General features: G+C 41.1%; 18 protein-coding genes. 15 read left to right on the forward strand and 3 right to left on the reverse strand.

Annotation, left to right across the window (positions count from 1 at the left end; genetic code table 11):
- Window positions 1–19 precede the first annotated feature (19 nt).
- From C7972_RS03165 to C7972_RS03190, 7 genes are all read left to right on the forward strand, one after another.
- Window positions 20–1,510 carry an arylsulfatase gene (locus C7972_RS03165; protein ID WP_258364758.1) on the forward strand — a complete coding sequence of 497 codons (1,491 nt, stop codon included), beginning with the start codon at window positions 20–22 and terminating at the stop codon, window positions 1,508–1,510.
- Between the two features lie 176 nt (window positions 1,511–1,686).
- Window positions 1,687–3,672 carry a sulfatase gene (locus C7972_RS03170; protein WP_110354728.1) on the forward strand — a complete coding sequence of 662 codons (1,986 nt, stop codon included), beginning with the start codon at window positions 1,687–1,689 and terminating at the stop codon, window positions 3,670–3,672.
- A 55-nt stretch (window positions 3,673–3,727) separates the two neighbouring features.
- Window positions 3,728–5,155, forward strand: coding sequence for an arylsulfatase (locus C7972_RS03175; RefSeq protein WP_110354819.1), 1,428 nt, complete (start codon window positions 3,728–3,730; stop codon window positions 5,153–5,155).
- A 14-nt stretch (window positions 5,156–5,169) separates the two neighbouring features.
- On the forward strand, window positions 5,170–6,762 hold the full coding sequence (locus C7972_RS03180; RefSeq protein ID WP_110354729.1) for a glycoside hydrolase: 1,593 nt from the start codon (window positions 5,170–5,172) through the stop codon (window positions 6,760–6,762).
- A 39-nt stretch (window positions 6,763–6,801) separates the two neighbouring features.
- A complete protein-coding gene (locus C7972_RS24045; RefSeq protein WP_220020853.1) occupies window positions 6,802–7,041 on the forward strand; it encodes a sulfatase-like hydrolase/transferase in 240 nt (79 codons plus the stop codon).
- A 26-nt stretch (window positions 7,042–7,067) separates the two neighbouring features.
- Window positions 7,068–7,622: a sulfatase-like hydrolase/transferase gene (locus tag C7972_RS03185; RefSeq protein ID WP_220020854.1), complete on the forward strand. Its 555-nt coding sequence runs from the start codon at window positions 7,068–7,070 to the stop codon at window positions 7,620–7,622.
- 3 nt (window positions 7,623–7,625) lie between these two features.
- Window positions 7,626–7,916, forward strand: a complete 291-nt coding sequence (locus C7972_RS03190) for a hypothetical protein (protein WP_110354730.1) — start codon at window positions 7,626–7,628, stop codon at window positions 7,914–7,916.
- A 103-nt stretch (window positions 7,917–8,019) separates the two neighbouring features.
- Here the strand turns inward: C7972_RS03190 and C7972_RS03195 are convergent, their stop codons facing one another.
- The 3 genes from C7972_RS03195 to C7972_RS03205 form a co-directional block, all read right to left on the reverse strand.
- The gene (locus C7972_RS03195; RefSeq protein ID WP_309148907.1) at window positions 8,020–11,355 is read right to left on the reverse strand and encodes an amidohydrolase family protein; all 3,336 of its coding nucleotides are present in this window, start codon (window positions 11,353–11,355) and stop codon (window positions 8,020–8,022) included.
- 261 nt (window positions 11,356–11,616) lie between these two features.
- Window positions 11,617–12,933: a Gfo/Idh/MocA family protein gene (locus tag C7972_RS03200; RefSeq protein WP_110354732.1), complete on the reverse strand. Its 1,317-nt coding sequence runs from the start codon at window positions 12,931–12,933 to the stop codon at window positions 11,617–11,619.
- A 177-nt stretch (window positions 12,934–13,110) separates the two neighbouring features.
- On the reverse strand, window positions 13,111–14,352 hold the full coding sequence (locus tag C7972_RS03205) for an Nramp family divalent metal transporter (protein WP_110354733.1): 1,242 nt from the start codon (window positions 14,350–14,352) through the stop codon (window positions 13,111–13,113).
- 284 nt (window positions 14,353–14,636) lie between these two features.
- On the opposite strand from C7972_RS03205, the gene C7972_RS03210 reads away from it, so the two are divergent.
- From C7972_RS03210 to C7972_RS03245, 8 genes are all read left to right on the forward strand, one after another.
- Complete coding sequence (locus tag C7972_RS03210) at window positions 14,637–15,797, forward strand: SIS domain-containing protein (RefSeq protein ID WP_110354734.1); 1,161 nt, start codon at window positions 14,637–14,639, stop codon at window positions 15,795–15,797.
- 108 nt (window positions 15,798–15,905) lie between these two features.
- A complete protein-coding gene (locus C7972_RS03215; RefSeq protein WP_110354735.1) occupies window positions 15,906–16,862 on the forward strand; it encodes a carbohydrate kinase family protein in 957 nt (318 codons plus the stop codon).
- The gene (locus tag C7972_RS03220; RefSeq protein ID WP_110354736.1) at window positions 16,859–17,683 is read left to right on the forward strand and encodes a class II fructose-bisphosphate aldolase; all 825 of its coding nucleotides are present in this window, start codon (window positions 16,859–16,861) and stop codon (window positions 17,681–17,683) included. The genes C7972_RS03215 and C7972_RS03220 overlap by 4 nt, the downstream gene beginning before the upstream one ends.
- 72 nt (window positions 17,684–17,755) lie before the next feature.
- Window positions 17,756–18,871, forward strand: coding sequence for a M20 family metallopeptidase (locus C7972_RS03225; RefSeq protein ID WP_110354737.1), 1,116 nt, complete (start codon window positions 17,756–17,758; stop codon window positions 18,869–18,871).
- Between the two features lie 8 nt (window positions 18,872–18,879).
- Window positions 18,880–19,914: an NAD(P)-dependent oxidoreductase gene (locus C7972_RS03230; protein WP_110354738.1), complete on the forward strand. Its 1,035-nt coding sequence runs from the start codon at window positions 18,880–18,882 to the stop codon at window positions 19,912–19,914.
- Window positions 19,915–19,933: 19 nt separating this feature from the next.
- On the forward strand, window positions 19,934–20,989 hold the full coding sequence (locus C7972_RS03235; protein WP_110354739.1) for a dihydrodipicolinate synthase family protein: 1,056 nt from the start codon (window positions 19,934–19,936) through the stop codon (window positions 20,987–20,989).
- A gap of 93 nt (window positions 20,990–21,082) precedes the next feature.
- Complete coding sequence (locus tag C7972_RS03240) at window positions 21,083–21,994, forward strand: DMT family transporter (RefSeq protein WP_110354740.1); 912 nt, start codon at window positions 21,083–21,085, stop codon at window positions 21,992–21,994.
- Window positions 21,995–22,901: 907 nt separating this feature from the next.
- On the forward strand, window positions 22,902–26,039 hold the full coding sequence (locus tag C7972_RS03245; protein ID WP_110354741.1) for a SusC/RagA family TonB-linked outer membrane protein: 3,138 nt from the start codon (window positions 22,902–22,904) through the stop codon (window positions 26,037–26,039).
- Window positions 26,040–26,044: the final 5 nt, after the last annotated feature.

Consider the following 26,044-nt stretch of genomic DNA (forward strand, 5'->3'; position numbering starts at 1 on the left):
CTTATTTCACATGATTCTTATGATAAGACAATTCTCTTATTTTGTAACTCTTTTCCTCTTGATTTTCGGAATGTACTCTTGTAGAAATAAGGGGCAGAGAACAGGGGTGTCCAAAAAAGATAGCATTCAGGAAATGGTTGCCAAACCAAACATCATATACATATTGGCCGATGATCTGGGCTATGGTGATCTAAGTGCCTATGGGCAGCAGAAGTTCACAACTCCCAATATAGATAAGTTGGCCAGGGAGGGCATGCTATTTACCCAGCATTATTCTGGTAGTACGGTTTGTGCACCTTCCAGATCGGCATTGTTGACAGGTATGCATACAGGTCATACTTTTGTGCGCGGCAATAAGGAAATACAGCCGGAAGGGCAATACCCGATCCCTGACAATACCTTTACCTTGGCAGAGGCAATGAAAAAAGCGGGCTATGTTACTGGTGCATTTGGTAAATGGGGACTTGGTTATCCAGGTTCTGAAGGGGATCCCTTGAATCAAGGTTTTGATACTTTTTTTGGATATAATTGCCAGCGCTTGGGACATAATTATTATCCGCGCCATTTGTGGGCCAATAGTGATTCCTTGGTATTGGAGGAAAATTCGGGAAAAGGGAAAGGTATTTATGCTCCGCAATTGATTCATGAAAAGACCTTGGATTTTATAGAATTTAATAAGGAAAATCCATTTTTTCTTTATGTGGCATCGATTATTCCACATGCAGAACTTGCGGCGCCAGAGGAAATCTTAGAAACTTATAGAGGTAAATTTCCTCCAGAAAAAGCTTATAAAGGTGTGGATGACGGACCGGAGTACAGGAATGGCCCCTATGAATCACAGAAAGAAACCCACGCTGCCTTTGTGTCTATGGTTCACATATTGGATAAGCAAGTAGGGGAGATCATGGCCAAATTGGAAAAGCTTGGCATAGCCGAAAATACCATTGTAATATTTACCTCGGACAATGGTCCGCACACTGAAGGAGGTGCCGACCCCGATTACTTTAATAGCAATGGCCCCTTTAAGGGCACCAAGAGAGACCTTTATGAAGGAGGTATAAGGGTCCCTTTAATTGTGAAATGGCCAGGGCACGTAGAACCTAATACCAGAACCGATCACGTTTCTGCATTTTGGGATGTATTTCCTACGTTTTCAAATATTGTGAATATGGAGGTTCCGCCTTCCTTGGATGGTGTTTCTTTTTTGCCTACCCTATTGGGTAACGATAAGGATCAAAAAGAACATGAATACCTGTATTGGGAATTTCATGAGAAAGGCGGTCGACAAGCAATCCGAAAAGGTAATTGGAAGGCCGTTAAGTACAATGTATTTAGTCCATCGGATGCGCCAATAGAGCTTTATGACCTTGATGCCGATCTGGGCGAGGAGAATAATCTTGCACAAGATTATCCGAAGGTGGTAGAGGAAATGAAAAATATTTTTGAACAGGCCAGGACGCCTTCAGAAGTGTTTACCTTTGATCAAGGCACTTATTTGAATGTCGAATAAAAATAGTTAGTAGTTGATTAGTTAATTTTTTATTGCAAAAAAGGGCTCCTATGTTTTGAAGCCCTTTTATGTTTTACAAAAGGTTGAATGTTCAAGGTTTTTACATAATTTCAATGGTAATATTGGAACTAGTAAATGGAAATTAATACTAAAATCGTTTTCAAAAAGTATGCACAATGAAACTTAATAAAATATTTACCCTAAAAGATTTAATGGTTCTGTTAATCCTTATAGGGATGACCTCTAATTCCTATCCCCAAGGAAAGGCAAAACCCAATGTTCTTTTTTTAGTGATAGAGGATACTTCTCCATATCTTTTTCCTGCCTATGGAAACACGAGTATCAAGACTCCAAATTTAGATTGGTTGGCTAAAAATGGGGTAGTATTTAACAATGCTTTTGCCAATGCCCCGTATTGTTCCCCTGCTAGGTCTACACTTATCAGTGGAACCCAGGCTACCGTGTATGGCAATGATATCCACCGAGAAGGCCATATCCAAAAAGAACCCTATTTTTTGGTAAAAAAATTGACAGATGCGGGTTATTTTACCGTAAACAAGGGTAAAATGGATTACAATATAACTGGTAAGAAAACCAAAGAAATTTTAAAGACCGTTTGGAGTATGAATGGGGACAATGCTAGCTATAATGACCCTACCAGGGCCGCAAAGCCCTTCTTTGGGCAATTCAATAACGTCTCTACCCATATGAGCAGAATGACAACCATTACCATTGACCGACGTTTAAAATGTGAGGTAGATCCCGGCAACGTGATTTTGCCTCCCCATGTGCCAGATCTTCCCGAAATAAGGGCGGATTATGCGCTACACCTGGAGGGCGTTCAGAATATTGATGAGTGGGTAGGCGTATTTTTGGATGATTTAAAAGAGCGTAAGCTTTTGGAAAATACCATCATTTTCTTTTTTTCAGATCATGGAGGGTGTTTGCCAAGGGGAAAGGCCTTTCCATATGATACGGGACATCGAGTGCCAATGATCGTTTATGCGCCTGAAAGATATAAAAATCAATTGCCCGTGGCTATAGGAGGGCGATCTGATAGGATGGTGAGTTTTGATGATTTTATCCCCACAGTTCTTAGTTTGGCCGGAGTTAAGCCACCAAATTATGTAACGGGTAAGCCATTTATGGGCAAATATACCGAAGAAGCCCGGGAATACGTTTATACCTTTCGGACCAATACTGAAATGCATTTTGATCCCTCTCGGGGCGTACACGATGGCGAATACCACTACATTAGAAATTACACGCCCCACAAAATACATGCCCTAACCCAGAGTTTTCAATGGCAAATGCCGGCCCAATTGGCTTGGGATAAAAGCTATATGGCCGGTAATACATCAACCTCACACAATTCTTATTACGAGCCTCATCCCACGGAAGCACTGTATAATTTAAAGAGTGATCCATGGGAGCAAAATAACCTTGCCGCCGAGCCTGCTTACCAGACCAAATTGGCGGAATTAAGGGAGGCAAATAATAGATATATAAGACAGGTAAAAGATCTAGGTTTCCTTTCTTGGGAGGAACGTACTGCCCTAACTCAACAGGGAAAGGACTTTTACAGTTGGGCTAGGGAAATCAATTATCCTTTGTCCGACTTAATTTCCTTGGCGGAAAAGGCATCCGATGGCAAAATGGAAGATTTGCCTATATTTTTGGACAACCTAAAAAGCGATAAGTCCTCCTTTCGCTTTTGGGGTATTTCCGGCTTGGCCCATTTGGCGCAAAGAGGTAAATTAAAAGCTATTCCAAAAGAAATTAGGCCTTTATTGGATCCTAATGAAGATGAAGACGTTTCAGCTTTAGCAGCCGAAATATTGGTAAGGATGGGAGAAGAAGAGAGAGGCTTGAGGTTTCTATTGTCCAAATTCAAACCTATGGGTTTCGCCATATCATCTTTAGAGAATTTATGGGACAAAACAACTCCTATAGAAAATGAGCTTATAAGCCTGGCCACTGAAAGCCAGGATGAAAAAACAAGACTCTTTGCCAGGAGCTTACTTATAAAACAGGGAAAAATGGGTGTAGGGGAATTGTATGGGCAAAAACAGATAGATAAGAATTACAAAACCTATCTTAATAGGGTAGATAACTACTTACAGAACCTACCTAATACCGAGGTCCTGGATAATGGGAAGTAGTAAGGTTACATTAATCCTTGCAGTTTTTTTAATAATCAAATTAGTTCTAAAAATCATGAAGTGTTTTACGACTATCCGAAAAAAAGTTCTTACCCAATTTCTTATTCTACTGTTCACCCTTTACGGCAGTGCGCAAAACGCTGGAAAAATTGTTGGTGATAGCCAGAAGCCCAACATTATCTACATTCTTGCGGATGATCTTGGGTATGGCGATTTAAGTTGTTTTGGACAAAAGAAATTTTCAACACCAAACATTGATAAGTTGGCAGAACAAGGTATGATTTTTACCCAACATTATGCAGGGTCAACGGTCTGTGCCCCGTCCCGATCTTCGTTGATGACTGGGCAGCATACGGGACATACACCAATTAGAGGTAATAAAGCAGTGCCGTTGCCTGCTGAAAGTGTAACATTGGCGGAGGTCTTAAAAGAAAAAGGTTATACCACAGGTGCTTTTGGGAAATGGGGTATGGGATATGCTACCACTGAAGGGGATCCCTTAAATCAAGGTTTTGACCATTTTTACGGCTATATCAATCAATCCTTGGCACATAATTACTACCCCTATTTTTTATGGGACGATGGTAAAAAAGTTGTTTTAGAAGGGAATAAGGGCAAAGCTACTGCAGAGTATGCTCCCAGTTTGATCCATAAAAAAGCGCTCGACTTTATTGATAGAAATAAAGACAACCCCTTTTTTCTTTATTATCCGTCTATCATGCCGCATGCAGAACTTGTGGCACCTAGCCACTATATGGATAAGTATAAGGGAACCTTGGAGCCGGAGAGTCCGTACAAGGGAGTTGACGATGGTCCCAAATATAGAAAAGGCCCCTACGCATCCCAAGAATATCCACATGCTGCCTTTGTAGCCATGATAAATGTACTGGATGATCAGGTGGGGGAAATTATGCAGAAGGTTGGGGAGCTTGGCTTGTCCGATAATACCATAATTATTTTTACCTCGGATAACGGACCACATAAAGAAGGGGGTGCCGACCCTGATTATTTTGATAGCAATAGCATTTATAGGGGTTACAAGAGAGATTTGTACGAGGGTGGAATTCGTGTGCCTATGATTGCCAGTTGGCCCGATAAAATTAAAAAAAACACGAAATCGGACCATATTTCCGCTTTTTGGGATGTCTTGCCTACCATGGCCGACCTTTTGGATATAAAAGTGGAATCGGAAATAGATGGAATATCATTTTTGCCTACGTTACTGGGTAAAAAGAACCAAAAGAATCACGATTATTTGTATTGGGAATTTCATGAACGTGGCGGGAGACAAGCTTTATTGGCCGGGAATTGGAAATTAATTAGATATAATGTAAATGATGATGGAGATTATGAGCTGTACAACTTAAAAGAAGATCCCGGTGAAACCAGAAATGTCATAAAGGACTACCCCAAAAAGGCCAAGGGACTCATTGGGGAATTAAATAAAAGTAGAACGCCTTCCAAGGAATTTCAATTTAAATAATCGTAGATACAGGTATGATCAAGAATTGGAAATTATTACCGGTTGGGCCATTCTCTAAATATTTTAAAATAAAATTCAATATTGTTTTTGCTGTCCTTACCTGCCATTTTGCTTTTTCACAGGAAAGGGAGATGGTCAAGGTGAACATTTCCACAGATAAGGAATATCAGACCATACATAACTTTGCAGCTTCCGACGCATGGGCGGCCCAGTTTACGGGCTTATGGCCAGATGATAAAAAGAACCTAATGGCCGATTGGTTGTTTAGTTTGGAAAACAATACGGATGGTTCCCCAAGAGGAATAGGACTGTCCGCCTGGCGTTTTAATATTGGGGCAGGAAGTGAGGCCCAAGGTGAAGAAAGTGGGATTAAGGATCCTTGGAGAAGGGCTGAAGGCTTTTTACAGGATAATGCAAATTATGATTGGCACCAACAGGCGGGGCAACAATGGTTTCTTCAGGCAGCAAAAGAAAGAGGGGTAAATCAGTTCATAGCGTTTGTGAATAGTCCGCCCATACAAATGACCAGAAACAACAAGGCACATTCCAAGGACGGATTGGCGGCTAATCTATCCTATGACAGGTATGTGGATTATGGGGTGTTCCTAGCAAATTTTCTTCACCATTTTAGGGATAGTCTTGCCATTGATTTTGATTACATAAGTCCTTTCAACGAGCCCCAGTGGGAATGGAAAGGTGGGCAGGAAGGTTCGCCCTGGAACAATGATGAATTGGCGAATGCCACTAGGGTAATAGATTCGATTTTTGTCACTGCAAACCTCAATTCAAAGATAGAAATCACTGAAGCCGGTCAAATCGACTATTTAACAGGTGAAAAAGAAAAGTACCACAATAGGAGCAATCAGATTGAAACATTTTTTAATCCTGTCAGTCCCAATTATCTGGGGAATTTAAGATCCGTAGCGCTAAAGATAGCGGCACATAGTTATTTTACTACCTGGGACATTTCAAAACTTAAAAAGGAAAGGGAGCGAATAGCCAAAAAACTGGAGGAATATCCTTCCCTGGAATATTGGATGAGCGAATATTGTATTTTGGAGAACAATGAGGAGATTAAGGGAAAAGGGAGGGATTTAGGGATGAAGACGGCACTTTATGTGGCCCGTCTTATCCATGCCGATCTAACCATTGCCAATGCGAGTGCCTGGCATTGGTGGTTGGCTATGAGTCCCTACGATTTTAAGGACGGACTTATCTATGTGGATAAGGAGACTAATGACAGAGATTTTTACGACTCCAAATTGTTATGGGCCTTGGGTAATTATTCCAGGTTTATCAGGCCGGGAGCCAAAAGGGTGTCTGTTGCCTATGATAACTATAATACAGAGGAAAACCTAAAGAACGGGGTGCTGCTATCCGCCTATAAAAATACCGATGATAGTTTGGTGCTGGTTGCAATAAATCAAAGTGATGCCGTAACGGATATAAAATTGAATGTGCCCTTACCGCCCAATACCAAAATAGAGAGGTATGTTACCAGTGAATCTCACAATCTTAGTAAAATACCCAACGGTCAATTTGGTAAAGGTAAAATACAGGTCCTGGGTAAATCGCTCACCACATTTGTTTTTAATGTTGGTGAATAAAGTGTGTAGGACTAAATTCTTAAATTAAAAAACTATATAATGACTACTAAATTCATTACTCTGTTTACCTTGGTATTTGCGTTGTCATGCATTGGTCAAACTGTTAAACGGCCCAACATAGTTCTTATTTTGGTAGATGATATGGGGTTTGCCGAATTGGGATGTTATGGTAGCCCAATTATAGAAACCCCAAATCTGGATTCATTAGCTGAAATGGTTTACGTTTTGCCCAGTTTTATAATACCGCACGTTGTTCACCATCCCGAGCATCACTTTTAACAGGTTTATATCCGCATCAAGCAGGAATGGGGTATTTGGATCGTATGGATGTAGCGGTAGGCACACTAATTAAGGGATTGAAAGAAAGAGGTCAATTTGAAAATACACTGATTGTATTTATGTCAGATAATGGAGCTAACCCAGAGCAAGGCCCCTTTGGAAAATATAGTGGTAAAGAAATATCGGGAACTGTTGATTCTAAGGTTTATCAAGGCCAGTCATGGGCTACTTATTCCAATATTCCTTTTAGAAGATATAAACATTTTACGCATGAAGGAGGTATTTCCACTCCTCTAATTGTTCATTGGCCCAAGGGGATTTCCAAATTTAAAAATGGCCAAGTTATTCAGAATGAATCACACATAATAGACATAATGCCAACCTTGGTAGAAATCACCAATGCCACTTATCCCTCAGAATTAAATGGGCATGTGATACAACCAATGGAAGGAGAAAGTCTTATGCCCATTTTTAAAAGTAAATCATTTCGCAGAACAGAACCAATTTATTGGGAGCATGAGGGTAACAGGGCGGTTAGAAGTGGTCAGTGGAAAATAGTTTCGATAAACCATAAACCATAAACCATGGGAATTCCCTATGGAAGTAAAGCGGAAAAAGAAGCGAATATTTACTCTTACGATGTGGTGATAGCATCGGCAGACCATATTTATGGTCCATATAACGATCGTTATACAGCAGTTACGGGTGGGCGACATAACAATTTTTTTAAGGACAAAGAAGGACAATGGTGGAGTCCCATGTTCGGCAATCCCCGGGGAGACCTTTTGGATCGACCTTTTATAGCAAGACCCGCTATTGTTCCCATTATTTATAATAAGGGGAAATTCATGGTTGATACGAACAGGAAATTATAAACTTCAACCTGATACAGATAAAACACCATAGTTTGCACATTATAAGCCTTGTCCTTAACTAAGGTTGCGTACAAGGACGGATTACTCCGATAATCTTACAAAATCAATGCCCTATCTCACAGGAACATCCCGTATGTGTTTCCCCGTGCCAATCAAAGGCGGGGGCATAATCGCTTAGTTCCCAGTAGAAAGGGCTTCTAGGTTTATCATAGTTTCCAATCTCGTTCATGGTCTCTGTATCGTACAGACGTCCATTGATCATGGTATAGATTATGGAATTGGAATTTTGAATATCCACCAATGGATTTTTGTCCAATACGATGAGATCGGCCAATTTTCCCTTTTCCAAGGAACCCAGTTCATCTCCCATTCCAAGGTATGAGGCTCCGTTAATGGTGGCTGCTTTTAAGGCTTCCATATTGCTCATCCCTCCTTGGGCCAACATCCATAGTTCCCAATGCGCACCAAGACCTTGCAATTGCCCATGGGCACCGAGGTTTATTTTTACACCGGCGTCGGCCAATTTTTTGGTAGCGTTGGCAACCAGGATATGTCCGTTTTCATATTCCTTAATAGGCGCCATGGTACGATGCCTGGAACGTGCATCGATCACACTTCTTGGGGTATATTTTAAAAGCTTTTCGTTTTCCCAAACATTGGTGGTCTGGTACCAAAAATATTCCCCATTCAATCCGCCGTAATTAACGATCAGGGTAGGGGTGTAGGCAGTTTCACTGGCCGACCATAATTGTAGCACATCATTGTAAATGGGAGCCACCGGTATATTGTGTTCTATGCCTGTATGCCCGTCAAGAATCATGGACATATTGTGAAAGAAGGTGGACCCTCCTTCCGGGACTACTTCTATCTGTTTCTCATGGGCCGCTTTAATGATCTGCTGTCTTTGGTCACGTCTGGGCTGATTGTAGCTTTTTACGGAAAATGCACCAAAGGCTTTGGTCCTTAGAATAGCGGAACGAGCATCTTCCAAATTGTTCACTGTAGCCTTGAAATCACCGTCCGCACCATATAAAATAACTCCTGTGGAGAAAATTCGGGGTCCCACCATAGTCCCTGCCTTCACCATTTCCGATTGGGAAAATACCACTTCGGTATTGGCCGAAGGATCGTGGGTAGTAGTTACACCAAAGGCTAGATTGGCATAATAGGGCCAGTGTTTTTGAGCGCTCAATCCATACCTAAAATGACTAAGATGTGCATGTGCATCCACTAATCCGGGCATTATGGTCTTACCGCGAACATCAAAAATTTTGGCATCGTCAGGGATGTTTACAGCATCGCTGGAACCAAGGTTTGTAATTCTATTGCCGTTAATGATGATGGTACCGTCCTCTATAACTTTATCATTGTTCATAGTAATGAGCCTGGCACCTTTTAGGGCAATGGTACCCTTTGGTCTGTCGGTTGGTAGGTTGAGGTTGATTTTTATGCCTACAGTGTCCATCGCCGAAATGCTATCCGGAGCCCCCTCCAAGAAGGTAAACCGCTGGTTGATGGCAGTATTGAAATAGGCATCGCCCAAGGTCCAATAAAGTTTGTCGCTATTGGAAGACCAATGTAGGTTGATGCCGGCATCGCGAGCTACTTGAGCCACTGGAACATTGGTGGCATTGCCATCCAGTTCAATAGTATTGCCTGTTTTGGGCAGGGCTGCAATATATACTTTGTACAAATTTGTAAAGGCCAACCATTTATCATCAGGACTGGGGATGATCCGTTGTGCGTATTTGGATTTTACAATTTCCCGTACTTCCTGGCCCTGAAGGTTGACCGATTTCAAGGTCTTGGTAATGTTCCCTAAAAGATAGCCACCGGTTTGAAAGTAGATCCGACTGGCATCTTTATTAAAACTTGGAAATATACCTTCCTTTACCACTAATTTTTTATTGGTACTGATACCGGATTTTCTGGATTCACTTATTTCCATAAGATAGATTCCGGGCTCTTTGGTATTTACATATCCCTGATGTTGATTCCCATTTTCTTCGCGGTATACAATATGGTTGTTGTTGATGGGGGAAAAACTGGGTTCTCTATAAATGGCCTTTTCAGGGGTTAATTTAATAGGACTACTTTTGCTGGAGGATAGGTCCAGCCTATGGATGGCCCCCATATGCTCATCGTTCCAAGTTACGTATACTAAGTATTTTCCGTCCTTGGAAAAGGCAGGTTCATATTCCAGATCCGTTCCCTTGGTAAGTCGGGCAGGGATGCCATAGGGAAGTGATTTCTTCCACAGGTAACCGGCCGCATGGAAAACCAGCATTGTTCCATCGGGGGAGGTAACCGCATTGCGTATGGCTTTCGGGGTAAAAGTATCCGGAGCTGCCTTGTTTTGAAATTTAAGGGCATTCACAATTTTATGTTCTGCCGTAGCCTTAAAGGGAATATCACTAGCTTTCAGGGAATTGAGGTCAATTTTTTTGATTTTCCCCTGTACCCAAATAATGATGGCGCTATCATCTGGGGTAAAATTGAATCCCGTATAAGGTCCAAATATGGCCCATGCTTCCTGTTGGTCCTTGCTGAGTTGGTCATAAACAGGCCATTCCCTCCCGGTTTTAAGATCGTGCAGATAGAGCACTGTTTTTTCCCTTACCCTTTTTACAAAGGCCATTACATCGCCTTTGTGAGAAATTACGGGACGTATGGCTCCTCCAGGTCCGCCGGTCACCCTTTCTATTTCCCCATCTTCCAGGTTATAACGGTTTATAACATAAATCTGGCTATTGGGATCCTTATTGTACTGAAATTCCCCACCAGGATAAACGTCTTCGCTATAGTACACATATTTGCCATCCGGTGAAGCCCAAGGTTCCCCAACATCCTGTTGGTCGTTTTTCTTTTTGGTAAGCTGAATACCCTTACCGCCAGATTTATGGTACATCCATATTTCGCCCGCACCTAGGGAGCGGGTGGAGGTAAAATGTTTACGGCAAAAAATATAGTTTCCATCTACGGACCAAACCGCATTGTTAACCAATCTAAAATCCTCCTTGGTGATCTGTTCGGCTTCGGAACCGTCGGTGTTCATCACCCAAATATTGTCGCCACCACCAGCATCACTGGTAAAGCTGATATGTTTTCCGTCCGGGCTGTACCTAGGTTGCACTTCAAAGGCATGGCCGCCCCGTATCAGAGTGGCGTTGCCCCCACTGATGGGCATGGTATAGATGTCGCCCAGCATATCAAAAACGATCTGCTTCCCATCCGGACTTACATCCAGGCTTATCCAAGACCCTTCGTTAGTGGTAATGGAAACATCTTTAAAGGGCAGGGCAGGGGTGTTGACATCCCATTTGTCCTTTTTGGCTTCTTCTTTATCCTGTGAAAAGGAGGTATGGCAAATAAGTAATAGAAGGGCTAATACGATGCTGTTTTTCATAGGTGGAGCTACTTGTAAAATGATGTTCTTCACTTAGGTTTCAATTAAAAGTTTAAAGATAGTATTTTGGTTTAAATTGCCCTATGGAAACATGGTTTTGTACCTTGGGAACAGCGTATAGTGTACGGGATGTGCGAAGTCTGGAGACTTCGCACAGGGGTAGGAGATATTATGTTTGGAATTGGCCAGATCGATAAAGAATGAAATTATAGGGTAAATCGAAATTGGGCACTATGAAGGAGCACGAAGTCTATAGACTTCGTGCAGTGATGTTAATTAGGCAATGGGGTATCTTTAAATAACCTCTGTTTTACCTGGAATGGGGATGGTGTAATTTCCATCTTTTCCTGGCATATCCGGCATTTTGGCATCCCATGTATATGCTTCAGGTAGAATACTTCTTTTGGAAGCCAAGACTTGATCTATATTAAACCTTTGACCTGAGTGAATGGACATTCGGCCCATGATGGTGGTCAAGGTTGATTTTGCACCGTATTCAACCTGGTTTATGGGTTTGTTGTTTATGATTGAGTTAACAAAATTGGACTGACATTTTTGGGAAGACCCTAATGTTTCTTCCTTGTTGCGATATCTCCAAATTAATTCACCAGCCGCATTGAATATTTGGGATTTATCATCGGCATAGCCCTTTGTTCCCCGAATATGAAATCCACTCTTGTTCCAGTTATTGTCTATATTTCTACATTGAACGTGTAATTTTACTTTATTTGGGTATTCGTATTCTGCGTAATGATGGTCAAAGGTATTTCCTTGATTGGGTCCGGAATACGCCTGCCTCCCACCTAATCCATTTACCGTAATTGGATAATCGTCCATAATCCAATTCATAAGGTCTATTTGATGAATTGCCTGCCCTGCCAGTTGCCCGCCCCAAAGCCAAGTAAAATACCTCCAATTCCTCATCTGATAATTCATTTCGGACTGTTCCGGTTGTCTTGGGAAAATCACGGGAGCACCTACATTATAATAAACGTCCAAGGAAGTAATGTCACCAATCTCACCATTATCTATTCTGTCCTTCATTTCTTGATAACCACTTTCGTAACGCAATTGTAGTCCAACACCGATGCTCAAATTTTTTTGCTTTGCAATCTTGTTGGTTTCCATTATTTTTAAATACCCTGGGATGTCAACAAATAAGGGTTTTTCCACAAAAGCATGTTTTCCGGCTTCAACAGCAGCTTCTAAATGTATTGGGCGGAACGGGGGAGGTGTTGCCAGGATAATAACATCACAATGTTCCAAAACTTTTTTATAGGCGTCAAATCCAACAAATCTCCGGGTGTCGGGTATATCTACCTGATCAGGAAAGCTATTTTTTAAATTTTGATGGGCACTCATAAGCCTGTCTTCAAAAACTTCGCCAAGTGCCACTAATTTTACATTGGAAGAAGTGCCCAGTGCCTCATAGGCAGCCCCTGTACCTCTTCCACCACAACCTACCAGTCCAACTTTTAGTACGCTTTTATCATTATTGGCACTATTTCCAAAGGCATTCATGGGTACTCCGCCAATTAGAGTTCCGCTTGCAAGGATGACCCCTGTTTTTACAAAATCTCTTCTGCTTCGGGCTGTTCTCTTTTTGTTCATCGTTGAAGGTTTTAATATTATAGTTATAATTAAATTGTCTACTGTGACATTTAGTTTTCTTATTTATAATCCAACTTTATTAGGGAAACTCAATTTTGAGAAGTCAGTAAGACACACTTAAAATTGCAAGTTGAACTAATCCCGCCTTTTTCGGCAGGCCCTGAGGTTTAATTCCTTTTATTTAAAAAAAAGGAAATAGATACTGTAAATGGACATTAGTATCAAAATTGAAATACCAATAATGCCCAGGGCAGTGGTGAACATATTATTTTTGAGTCCTTCCGAAATTCTTTTTCCGTTTGAAAAAATCAGAATTATAACCGCAATCATAGGTACTATCATGATGGTTATGCCTTGTGCGAAAATGATGAGTTCCAAAGGAAGCGATCCAAATATGTGAGCTATGGTGGCACCTATCAGGATTACCAATATAATCATGGCACGAACTTTCAATTTTCGAAGGTTACTAATACCGAACAGAGTGTCTGCCAAGATTACGCCCCCTATGGTTGCATTGCCGATCATTGATGAAAAGGACGCCGCAAAAAAACCGATCATGAACGCATATGATGTAAATGGGCCGAAAAGAGGTTCCAAGGCCATGCCTAGGTCGGAAGCACTAAGCACGTCTATATTATTGCTTTTTAGAACCGATGCGGCACAAATCATGACCAAGGTAGAAAGCATACCAAGGATAATGATTCCCGTTCTACTTTCCCTTAAACTATCTTTCTTATCTGCAATGCCAACACCTTTTTCCTGGGTAAGATAAGATTGATAAAAGGCTCCAACTATTGAAAAGCTGGAAGCGGTGAGGGTTATGATAAAATATTCGGACCCATCAGGGACAGATGGGATGATTCCCATAAGTATTTCTTGAATATTTGGGGCCACCATGATTATGGTCAGTAAAAAGGACGTCAACATCAGAATCACCAATCCTATCATCAATTTCTCCAGAATTTTGTAAAAAGATTTAAAGAATAAGAGAAATATGGCCAGAGAGGTAAATATTAATATCCAAATCCACATGGGGGTGGAAAACAACTCGGAAAAAGCCAGGCTGGCTCCAACGGTATTCCCAGCTTGAAAGGAGGCTGTGGTCAAGAAGATGCCTAGGCCAACTAGCAAGGCCGTCCGCTGGCCGATTTCAGTCTTAATACGCGATATAAAAGAATCCTTACTGTACAGTCCAATTTTGGTGGACATGTTGGTAAAAGCTGTCATTAAGATCATGGATAGCAATAGAACCCAAATTAAAGAATAGCCATAATTGGCACCTAGCTTGGTGTTAATGGTAAGGCTTCCAGGTCCAAATACCAAAGCCGCTGTAATAATGCCAGGGCCGAGTTTCTTTAGAAAGGATTTGGGTGCCTGCCCAATTGGGCTTTTTGGGGCAGTCTTTTTTATTAAACTCATTGCGTATTATTTTTTATGATGACCAAAGGGCAAATTACAAATTTTTAGAAGCCTTGGGGTGTATAATTTCAATTGGATTACAAGTTTCTGTTTTCATGTAAACCAATTCCGTTCATTTAAATTCTATATAAAGGTTCGTAAACGGCTAATTTTTGTTTAACAAATATATCCAATAAATTTTTAAATAATAAGGAATAATAAATAAAAACGTAAAAAATACTTTCGTTTACTTAAAAGTTTAGTTACATTTGATTTCTTTTAAGATTAATTTTGATATTGAAAGTATGATTGAAAATAAAAACGGGACAAGTCCAAGTTATACGGCCACCGAAATAATGGGTCAACCTTATTTGTGGAAAAGGACCTATGAAGATGTTGTTGCTGCGAAACAGGAATTGTCCGCTTTCCTAAATAAAGTGCTGGTATATGATAATCTGAGGGTTATTTTGACAGGAGCCGGTACTTCGGCTTTTATTGGAGACGTGCTCCATAAAAAGTTTCAGAAAAATTTTGGGAGGTCTACCGAGGTAATCGCATCAACTGATTTTATTTCGCATCCCGCGGATTATATAATGGATTCCGAACAACCGGTATTGATGGTGTCATTCGCCCGTTCCGGCGATAGTCCGGAAAGCGTTGCGACCGTAGATCTGGCAAATGAATATTGTACCACAATTTTTCACTTGATAATCACTTGTAATGCTACCGGTAAGCTTGCCAATTTGGCCGATCTTGATAATTCTTTTGTGTTGTTGATGCCGGCAGGGGCCAATGATAAAGGCTTGGCAATGACTGCATCCTTTACCACTATGCTTTTGGCGGGAATCTTGGTGTCTGATATTAAGGGTTTGGAACGGAATAGGAAACACGTGGAACAATTGGAGAGGTATGGAAAAACTATTCTAAACAAATATGCCCAAAAGATCAAGGCCGTGGCAGCTCTGGAATTTAACAGGGTGGTTTTCTTAGGGTCAGGTGCTTTAAAAGGGATTGCTAGGGAGTCCCATTTAAAAGTACAGGAATTATCGGATGGGCAAGTAGTGTGCAAATACGATTCCTTTCTGGGATTAAGGCATGGGCCTAAAGCGGTAATCAATGAATCTACTTTGGTAGTGTATCTTTTCTCCAATGATGATTTTGTAAACAATTATGAGTACGACCTGGTCAGATCTATAAATCGACAAAAAGAAAAGTTGTACGAGATTGGAATCGGTGAGGTGATAAAAAATAAAGAATCAATTTCTTTGGACTTGTCCATTGAAGTGGCCGAATCCAATAACATTCCCGAAGAATTTTTTGCTGTGTGCGCTGTGCTTCCCAGTCAGCTCTTAGGGTTGTTCAAATCCCTGGATTTGGGTCTTTCGCCTGATTCCCCTTCGGTAAATAATTCCATTAATCGAGTAGTGCAAGGGGTTGAAATTTATAAGATCAAAAAAAAGGTATAAAATTAACATTCTAGATAGATTTTCCTGTAGTCGTTATGCAATCACAGAAATAGTGATAATTTAGGAATGATATAGGAAAATATTCAATAATGTTCGAAAATATAGTTTATGACTAGGGAATTTGATGTCATAGTTGTGGGGGAGCTCAATGTGGATTTGATTTTCAATCAGGTCAATGGCTTTCCTGTAGTTGGAAAGGAAATTTTGTCGGATCACATGACTTTGACCTTGGGCAGTTCTTCTGCCATATGTGCAAGTAATTTAAGTTCCTTGGGCTTAAAAGTAGCGTTTATCGGTAAGATCGGCAATGATGTTTTTGGGCAATTTATAATTGAAAAACTAAATAGATCCGGTGTTGATACTTCAATGTTGATGATTGATGGGGACCTTAAGACGGGTGCCACGGTAGCACTCAGTTATGGCGAGGATAGGGCTATGATAACACATCAAGGCGCAATGTCGCATTTGGGATTAAATGATATTGATGAAGATCAGTTGTTACGGGCCAAACACCTTCATTTTTCTTCTTATTTTTTTCAGCCAGGTTTTAAAAATAATGTCCATAGGTTATTTGAAATGGCCAAAAATGTGGGAACTACCACTTCCTTGGATGTGCAATGGGATCCGGCTGAAACATGGGAGCTTAATTTGGGCCAGGTGCTTCCTTATGTGGATGTTTTTATTCCCAATGAGGTAGAGCTTAAAAAATTGACTGGGCTTTCGAGTGTTGATCGGGCCATTGAAAGTATTAAAAATATTAGCAACTATGTAGTGGTCAAATGTGGAAGTAGTGGGTCCGTTATGTACTACGATAATAAAGAGGTGAGGCAAAATCCTTTTTTGAATAAGGATGTGGTTGATACTATTGGCGCGGGCGATAGTTTCAATGCGGGTTTTATTTCAAAGTTTATAAAGGGGGCTTCCCCCGAAGAGTGTCAAGAATTTGGAAACTTAATCGGTGCCATTTCCACTACCAAAGCAGGTGGGACCGGGGCTTTTAAAAATCTAGACGGGATAATGGAAATTGCAAGGAATAGGTTTAATTATCAGGAATCAAAAGAATGAAATTACAGGACAAGTTTATAGAGTTAAGGAGTAAACGACAGGGGATTCTGGCCACTAATTTTTATAATTATGAAACACTAAAAGGTGTTTTATTGGCGGCAAAAGCCAAGGAACAACCAATTATTTTACAATTGACCAGAAGTTCTATAGATTATATGGGACTTCCTGTAGCATTTCAAATGGCCAAATCCATGTTGGATTATCACGGAGTTGAAGGTTGGGTGCATTTGGATCATGGGGACTCCTATGACTTGGTGGCCCAATGTTTGGATGCGGGATTTGATTCGGTAATGATCGATGCCAGTGAAAAGTCTTTTAGTGAAAATATTGCGGTTACGAGTAAAGTAGTGAAATTGGCCGAAAGGTATGGTGCCAATGTAGAGGCGGAACTCGGTTATATTGCCAAATTGGGTCAGGATAAGGAAAAAGGAGGTTTTACCCAGCCTTTGGAGGCCAAGGAATTTGTGGATGCCACAGGTGTAAATGCCCTGGCCATTGCTATTGGTACTGCCCATGGTTTTTATGATAAGGAGCCGGAGTTACAACTTGCAAGGCTTTCTGAAATCGCAGCAATAACCAATGCAACATTGGTGTTGCACGGCGGCTCCGGTGTTCCAGGGGATAGTCTTAGGGAGGCGGTGGACAGAGGGATTTGTAAAATAAACCTTGCTACTGAAATCAAAAATATTTTTATGCAGACCTTGAAGGCAAAGCTATTGACCAATGAGGAAATTGATTTACGAAAAGTTTTTCCGGTAGCAACCGATCAAATTGTTGGATTGGTAAAGGATAAATTGGATATTGTAAAAAATTTGAAATAACGTGCTTGGAATTCAGTCCTATATTTTGGACGGGCCAAGCTCATCTAGTTTTGTAGCATAACAGATAGGTAAATGAATGTTATCTCTTTAACACGGGACCTAATAAAATTCAATACAATAAACCCTCCGGGCAATGAGGAAGAGGTTGCCAGATATGTGGGTGCCATTCTAGCCGATCATGGGTTTGATGTGGATTATCCCAAATATTCCGAAGGGCGGTTAAATGTGGTGGCCACCAAAGGTCTTTCTGGGCAAGTGGCCCCCATTGTACTTACGGGACATTTGGATGTTGTTCCGCTTGGGGCTAAGGAATGGAAAACAGACCCGTTTGAGGGTAAGGTGTTTGATGGTAAATTGTTCGGGCGCGGTTCCTCCGATATGAAGGGGGGCATAGCGGCCATGATGATGGCAGCAATACAGTGTTTTAATAATGACCCGCCCAAGGGAGGGGTGAAACTAATTTTTACGGCAGATGAAGAGTTGGGGTGCAATGGAGCAAGGCATCTACGTGGGAGTGGTTATGATATTGGAAGTGCAAGCGCTATGCTGGTTGGTGAGCCTACTTCCAATGCACCTCTGATTGGGCACAAAGGAGGTTTGTACATAAATGCAAAAACTACCGGGGTTACCGCGCATTCTTCCATGCCAGAATTGGGGGATAATGCAATTTATAAAGCTGCGAGGGCGATAAATAGCATTGAAAAATTGAAATTTGATGTTTCGGAAGATAATTTGTTGGGGTTTCCCACCATTAATGTAGGTACAGTTAAAGGCGGATTGAACTTAAATTCGGTACCTGATAAAGCCGAATTTACTATTGATGTTAGATCAACCCCGAAATTGGATAATGCGATGGCCTTTGCAATCCTGGACAAAACTTTGGGACCAGAGGTGGACCTGGTAAAAATGGTCGATTTAGACGCTATTGCTACTGCCGAGAATCATTCTTTTGTAAAATTGGTGGCCCAGGTTTGCAATGTAGATTTTAACGCGGCAGAAATACAAAAGGCAGCTAGTTATTTAACCGATGCCTCCGTACTTACTCCTTGGCTAAATAATGTACCCACGATCATCTTGGGTCCGGGGGAGGCACATATGGCCCATCAAACAGATGAATTCTGCTATGTACATAAACTGGAGGAAGCTGTAGAAATATATAAGAAAATTATTCAGGAAAACGGTAAATAGAAATTGTAATGGAGCATCAAAAGTATTTTAAGGACGAAAATGAACTGGAAGAGGCATTGTCCAGGCCTACTTCGGAGTTGGTGGAAATGTTCAAAACCCTGGATGGGGATATTATATTATTGGGTGTTGCCGGTAAAATGGGAGTTTCCATGGCGCGTATGGCCAAAAGGGCCTGTAAAATGGCCGGTATTGACAAACGGATTATTGGGGTTTCCAGATTTAGCGATAAGGGGCAACAGTCCTATCTTGAAGAAAGTGGCATTGAGACCATTAAGGGAGATCTTTTGGATCTGGAATTTATAAATAGTCTGCCGGAAGTGGAGAATGTTATTTATTTGGCAGGAATGAAATTTGGCACTGCGGGCAACGAATCCTTTACTTGGGCTATGAATTCCTTCTTACCTGGATTGGTGGCCCAAAAGTTCAAAAAATCAAGAATTGTGGCGTTTTCAACCGGATGTGTTTACCCCTTGGTTGATATCACTTCAGGCGGATCCAAGGAATCCGATACTCCAGAACCGGTAGGGGAGTACGCACAATCCTGTTTGGGAAGGGAACGCTTGTTCGAATATGGAAGTTTAAAGTTCGGAACTCCAGTAGTGCTTATACGATTGAATTATGCTGTGGAAATGCGGTATGGGGTATTAGTGGATATTGCTTCCAAGGTATACAATCAGGAAACATTGGATGTAACCATGGGCTATGCCAATGTTATCTGGCAAGGAGATGCCAATGAGATGATTCTAAGAAGTTTGCAGTATTGTACTTCCCCTGCGGCGCATTTGAATATTAGTGGGGCCGAATTGATCTCCGTGACCGAAGTGGCCAAGAAGTTTGGGAAAATAATGGGCAAGGAAGTGAAGTTAAAAGGTGTTGAGGCAAATTCGGCCCTATCGGTCGATGTCTCCAAGAGTATAGGACTGTTGGGAACTTCTTCGGTAGGTTTGGATCAGCTAATTGAATGGACTGCCCATTGGATCGGTTCTGACAAACGTTTGTTGGGCAAGTCAACCCATTTTGAGGTAAGGGACGGTAAGTATTAATAATTAAAGATTTGGAACATTGAGTAGTTTATTGACAGACGAATTGAAAGAATTATTGCAAGGAGGGCTGGCGATACCCGCCAATCCTACCGCTTTAACCCGCGATTTAAAATTGGATGAACGAAGACAGCGAGCCTTGTCCAGGTATTATTTGGATGCCGGGTCAGGGGGGTTGGCCATTGGGGTGCATACCAGTCAATTTGAAATTAGGGAAGTTGGGCTGTACCAGCCTGTATTGGAATTGGGGAAGGAAGAAATGGATTCCTTTTTTAATAAAAGTGGGAAGCCGGTTTTTAGGATAGCAGGGGTATTGGGCAATACTGCACAAGCTGTACAAGAAGCCAAGATAGCATCGGATTTAGGGTATCATGCAGTATTGTTGGGCTTGGCGGCCTTAAAAGGTAAATCGAACAGGGAGTTGGTAGAACATTGTAGGGCCGTTGCAGAAATTATACCTGTAATTGGATTTTACTTGCAGACGTCGGTTGGGGGAGCTGTGTTGGATACGGAATTTTGGCGCGAATTTTCTAAGATTGAAAATGTTGTGGCTATAAAAATGGCACCATTTAATAGGTATAATACACTAGATGTGGTACGGGGTGTTGTGGAATCCGGAAGAGGTAAAGATATAGCCCTGTATACTGGAAATGATGACAACATTGTGGCGGATTTATTAACGGAATACCAAATCCCGACAGCAGCAGGGGTAATTAAGAAAAGAATAGTAGGTGGCTTGTTGGGACATTGGGCAGTTTGGAACAAAAAAGCAGTAGAACTTTTTGAAAGGATAAAAAATGCACCTCCTTCTGAAGCATTGGAACTTTTGTCGGTGGGTATTGGCATAACAGATGCCAATGCGGCCTTCTTCGATTCCAGGAATGGTTTCAAAGGGTCCATAGCGGGTATTCATGAGGTGTTGATAAGGCAGGGTTTACTTGAGGGCAACTACACCATTGATCCAAAAGAAAGGCTCAGTCCGGGTCAGAAAGAGGAAATAGATAGGGTATATGCCATGTATCCCGAATTGAACGATGATGGGTTTGTTAGTGAGAACTTGGATAAATGGTTGCGTTGATAAGGAGCTTTTTATAAGAACTGTTCCCTTGGTTTAAAAAAGGATGAAACTAGTGGAATAGTTTCAAAATAAATATTATTATTTGAATACGATATGAAAGAAAGTAAGAAGAAGCCCTGGTTGTTATATGCAATAGTTGCTACTGTGTTTTGGGGAGTATGGGGTGCATTTACCAGTGTTCCTTCGCGTAATGGGTTTCCGGATACATTGATCTATTGTGTTTGGGCCCTTACAATGATCGTCCCTGCTGTTTTTGTGCTTTGGCGGATCAATTGGAAGTTGGAAATGGATAAAAAAGCCATTTTATACGGTTTAATCATCGGTCTCTTGGGGGCTGGAGGTCAAATGATACTATTTTATGCGGTAACGATTGGACCAACGTATTTAATCTTTCCTATAATTTCCCTTTCCCCATTAATAACTATTGTACTTTCTCTTTTATTTTTAAAGGAGCGGACCGGTTTGTTGGGGGTTATAGGCATTCTTCTGGCCTTGTTCTCCTTGCCGTTATTTGAATATAGCGGGGACCTTCCAACTGAAGAGTTGGGTGAAAATGGAACCCTATGGTTCGTACTTGCCATTTTGGTTTTGGTGGCTTGGGGTGTACAGGCTTATTTCATGAAGTTGGCAAATGGCTCTATGAGCGCGGAAAGTATATTTTTCTATATGATGATTACGGGAATTATGCTTATTCCAATGGCCTTTTATATGACGGATTTTTCCCAGGAAATTAATTGGGGTTGGGATGGTCCCTACTTAGCTGCGGCCATTCAAATTTTAAATGCTATCGGTGCCCTTTGCCTTGTATTTGCATTTAGGTATGGCAAGGCTATAGTGGTTTCTCCCATGACCAATGCCGGAGCTCCTCTGATGACCTCGATTATATCCTTGCTGGTGTTGGGTATAATGCCCGGACAATTTAAGGTAGTGGGAATTATTTTTGCTGTTATTGCGGCATTTCTTTTGGCAATACAGCCAGAAGGCAAGAAACCGGTCAAAGATTAGTTTTGGGAAATAGTGGCATGGGTTTCCTTGTGTAAGATTAAAATACGGCATGCCGCACTAGGTCATTGCCAAATTGCCGATCCAATGTGGTTGGTTTAAAGTCCACTATGTCCAGAACTGCTTTCATCTATTGATTGCCCTAGGTATACTTTGGGGCATCAGTTTTAAACAATTTTCTGTTTCCCCTGTACTTTTCCAAATAACTTTCCAATTAACAGAGGGTTGAGGTCTGGTAAATTTGGAACAATTTATTCGCAGTATTCGATTTTCAAGAAAGTTTCGAAAGGAATAATAAGGTTTTGTATGCTATATTGTGTTTAATGTTTAAATCAAAAATTAAAATCAATATTGTTTTTTTGTTCTTTTAAGGGGTCTATACTTGTGTATTTATAGGGTTTTATTACTTGCTTCCCAAAAAAATACAGTAAAGGGTATTGTTTTTTCTGCTCTGGGAAACCTTGATTCCGTATGAATTTAAATCATATCCAAAATGTAAATTTTGGCTGTATAGTATTTATTATAAGCCTTATACGTGGTTGGTATGGGGGTGAAAATAATTGTGGTACGGCAGCTTTCGTTGTCGAGGACCTTTACGGTCTATTATAAAAAGGTGTAAGTTTCATCAATCTTCTACTTCCTTTCAAATTTGTATCTCCTTGGAGGATGTATCTTAAAAAATATGTCTTTTAAATGATTATTTACTTATTTAAATTGGTTTCGTATAGTTTACATTTGGATTAAAATACTTTCATAACATTATTTTTATGTAAAATATTTATTAATTTTTGTTGGTTATTATCATTCGACTTATTATATTGCAATGAATTAGTAGTATCTCTTACGAAATAGTATTGATTTTAACACTTTGAAATGAAGAACAACTTAAATTAACCAAAACTAGATAACTATGAAGAAAATTTTGATTTTTGCAATTTTTACACTTTGTGTTTCGCAAGTGTTTTCGCAAGAACGGTCGGTCTCGGGAACTGTGACCGATGCAAGTGACGGAACTCCCCTTCCAGGAGTGAATGTTATTATTAAAGGAAGCTCCACGGGAGTGTCGGCGGATTTTGATGGCAACTATACGATCAAGGTCCCCAACAATAATGTGTCCTTGGAATTTTCATACATAGGTTATGAAAGTCAGTCCGTAGCCGTAGGGTCCAGGTCGGTAATCAATATTGCCATGAATACTTCCAGTACAGAACTTTCGGAGGTGGTCGTTACGGCCTTTGGTATAGAAAGGGAAAAGAAGGCCTTGGGGTATTCGGCACAGGAAATTGTGGGTGAATCCTTGACCGAGGCAAGAGAGGTCAATGTGGCCAATTCGCTAAAGGGTAAGGTAGCGGGTGTATTTGTTACTTCGGGCTCTGGTGGTCCTGCGGGATCTACCTTTGTTCAGATAAGGGGTAGTAGTTCCTTAAGCGGCAACAACCAACCTCTGTATGTAGTGGATGGGATTCCGATAAGTAACGATAACCTAAACCAAACGAATATTTTTGCAGGCCGGGATTTTGGTGATGGTATAAAGGATATCAACCCGGATGATATAGCTACTATTTCTGTTTTAAAGGGGCCAAATGCTGCTGCTCTTTATGGATCCCGGGGTGCTAATGGTGTTATTTTGATAACAACCAAAAAATCCTCCTCCAAAAAAAGAATGGGGGTTACCTATAATTCCAATACCACTATAGAAATGGTGAATGTTATGCCCAAGTTTCAAAATAATTATGGAGTAGGGTATGATGATTCATTTGGTTTTGGAACAGCCGAGTATGAGGGAGTGGAATATCCTGCCCAAGGTGGTGGTGTAGATAGTTGGGGAGGAAAGTTTGACGGAAGGCTTATATTGATCAACAATTTAATTGATCTAGGTCCTGTGCCGTATTCTGCCCAACCTAAGGATAATTTAAGGGATTTCTACAACGTAGGAAGCACGTTGACCAATACAATTGCAGTTGATGGCGGATCTGAAAAAATTAATTATAGGGTGTCTGCCTCTACTTTGCACAATAAAGGTATAGTTCCAAATTCCAAGTTTGCAAGACAAACTTTTACGGCAACCTTTGGGGCTGATGTTTCTGATAGACTTCATGTAGAAACAAAGGCGAATTACGTTAAAAGTGGTGCCGATAATAGGCCTATTGTTGGTGTGTCGAGTGGTCGAAATGTGGCAGCGGCCCTAAACTTGGTGCCAAGGAATATCGACTTGGCCTGGTTGGCAATGAATGGTGGTCGAAATGAAGATGGCAGCTACCGTAATTACAAGGGAGGAAGTCCAACTAACCCTTTTTGGCTGATCAATGAGGTGACCAGTGAAGATAATCGCGACCGTTTTGTGGGGCTTTTGTCTGCTACCTACAAAATTACGGATTGGTTAAATATAATGGGCCGTGTAGGTAGTGATAGTTATGTAGAGACACAACGTCAACAGTACAGTGCCGGTACGCCTGGCGGTTCGTATGTTAATGGGCGGGTAGATTTTGACACATATAGGGTCAATGAATTAAATACCGATGTTCTATTAACGGCAAGTGGGAAGCTTTCCAATGATTTTACGGGTTCCATGTCATTGGGAGCCACTCAATATAAACGACGCTATGAAAGGTCGGCAACAATAGGGCAAAATATGAATATTCCAGAATTGTACACCATCGAAAATGCGGATTTGGTAATTCCCTCCTATACCTTAATAAGAAAGGAAATCCAATCCGTGTTTATGACCGGTCAGTTGGCCTATAAGAATTATGCCTTTCTTGATCTAACCGCACGTAACGACTGGTCCAGTACCTTGGGTGAGGGGAACTACTCCTTTATGTATCCTTCTGCAAGTTTAAGTTATGTGCTTTCGGATGCCTTTAATTTTAATTCCAATGCAATAACCTTTTCCAAACTAAGGTTGTCTTACGCCCAAGCGGGGAATGATGCAGACCCTTATCAGACCAAAGGTGGGTACACGGTGCAAAGCAATACATTCCAAGGGCAACGATTTGCGAGAATTAATGGGAGTGTCCCGGCAACAGATCTGAAAAATGAGTTGACAACCTCTTTTGAGATTGGTACCGATCTGAGGTTCTTTAATAATAGATTGAGTTTGGATTTTACCTATTACAACTCTAAGACCAGTAACCAAATTATGCAAATTGGCTTGTCGGAGTCTACTGGATTTGGTGGTTTGTACTTAAATGCTGGGGAGGTTTCCAACAAAGGGATCGAATTATTTGTTTCTATGACCCCAATAAAGGTGGCAGATACCTTTAAATGGGTTGCCGATGTTAATTTTTCCAAAAATACCTCCAATATTGAAAGTTTAGTAGAGGGAATAGATCGATATAATTTTATATCAACGGGCAACGCTAGTATTATTGCCCAACCAGGATTGCCTTATGGTAGTATCTTAGGGTACGAGTATAAAAGAAGTCCAACTGGCGAATTGGTTGTGAACGCGGATGGAAAATCATATGTGCGGGCAGATGAACTGTCAATTTTAGGGAATATCCAACCAGATTGGTTGGGAGGATTTACAAATACCTTTACCTATAAAGGTTTGTCCTTGAGTGCGTTGATCGACGTAAGGATGGGGGGAGAAGTATATTCTTGGAGTAGGTATGATCAAAATGCCAAGGGAACAGGTGTTTGGACCAATGTTAGGGAAAATTTAACCGTGGAAGGTGTAATAGACAATGGGGATGGTACCTATACGCCATCGGTTCAGAACAATGTTTTGGGACAGGACTATTTTGCGGCAAGGTCATGGGGGAATATTGGTGAGGAATTTGTGTTGGATGCAACAAATGCTTCGCTGAGAGAGGTAACCTTAGGGTATACTTTCAATAAAAAGACCTTAGAGAGTACCCCTTTTGATACAGCCAGATTGTCTCTCGTGGCCCGTAACGTAATGTATCTTTATAGGGATTCCAAATTTGTAGAAATGGGGATTGCGCCAGATACGGCATTTTCACCCACGGCAGCGGCACAAGGTTACGAATCTTTTTCAATGCCCACCACTAGAAGTCTAGGTTTTAATCTCTCAGTAACATTTTAAACGAT

The organism is Arenibacter sp. ARW7G5Y1 (assembly GCF_003201775.1).
GTDB lineage: Bacteria > Bacteroidota > Bacteroidia > Flavobacteriales > Flavobacteriaceae > Arenibacter.

Coding starts and splice junctions, on each gene's coding strand:
- C7972_RS03190 (WP_110354730.1), top strand. CDS start 7,626: ATGGGAATTCCCTATGGAAGTAAAGCGGAAAAAGAAGCGAATATTTAC.
- C7972_RS03210 (WP_110354734.1), top strand. CDS start 14,637: ATGATTGAAAATAAAAACGGGACAAGTCCAAGTTATACGGCCACCGAA.
- C7972_RS03220 (WP_110354736.1), top strand. CDS start 16,859: ATGAAATTACAGGACAAGTTTATAGAGTTAAGGAGTAAACGACAGGGG.
- C7972_RS03205 (WP_110354733.1), bottom strand. CDS start 14,352: ATGAGTTTAATAAAAAAGACTGCCCCAAAAAGCCCAATTGGGCAGGCA.
- C7972_RS03240 (WP_110354740.1), top strand. CDS start 21,083: ATGAAAGAAAGTAAGAAGAAGCCCTGGTTGTTATATGCAATAGTTGCT.
- C7972_RS03245 (WP_110354741.1), top strand. CDS start 22,902: ATGAAGAAAATTTTGATTTTTGCAATTTTTACACTTTGTGTTTCGCAA.
- C7972_RS03175 (WP_110354819.1), top strand. CDS start 3,728: ATGAAGTGTTTTACGACTATCCGAAAAAAAGTTCTTACCCAATTTCTT.
- C7972_RS03170 (WP_110354728.1), top strand. CDS start 1,687: ATGAAACTTAATAAAATATTTACCCTAAAAGATTTAATGGTTCTGTTA.
- C7972_RS03230 (WP_110354738.1), top strand. CDS start 18,880: ATGGAGCATCAAAAGTATTTTAAGGACGAAAATGAACTGGAAGAGGCA.
- C7972_RS03185 (WP_220020854.1), top strand. CDS start 7,068: ATGGGGTATTTGGATCGTATGGATGTAGCGGTAGGCACACTAATTAAG.
- C7972_RS24045 (WP_220020853.1), top strand. CDS start 6,802: ATGACTACTAAATTCATTACTCTGTTTACCTTGGTATTTGCGTTGTCA.
- C7972_RS03200 (WP_110354732.1), bottom strand. CDS start 12,933: ATGAACAAAAAGAGAACAGCCCGAAGCAGAAGAGATTTTGTAAAAACA.
- C7972_RS03165 (WP_258364758.1), top strand. CDS start 20: ATGATAAGACAATTCTCTTATTTTGTAACTCTTTTCCTCTTGATTTTC.
- C7972_RS03225 (WP_110354737.1), top strand. CDS start 17,756: ATGAATGTTATCTCTTTAACACGGGACCTAATAAAATTCAATACAATA.
- C7972_RS03215 (WP_110354735.1), top strand. CDS start 15,906: ATGACTAGGGAATTTGATGTCATAGTTGTGGGGGAGCTCAATGTGGAT.
- C7972_RS03180 (WP_110354729.1), top strand. CDS start 5,170: ATGATCAAGAATTGGAAATTATTACCGGTTGGGCCATTCTCTAAATAT.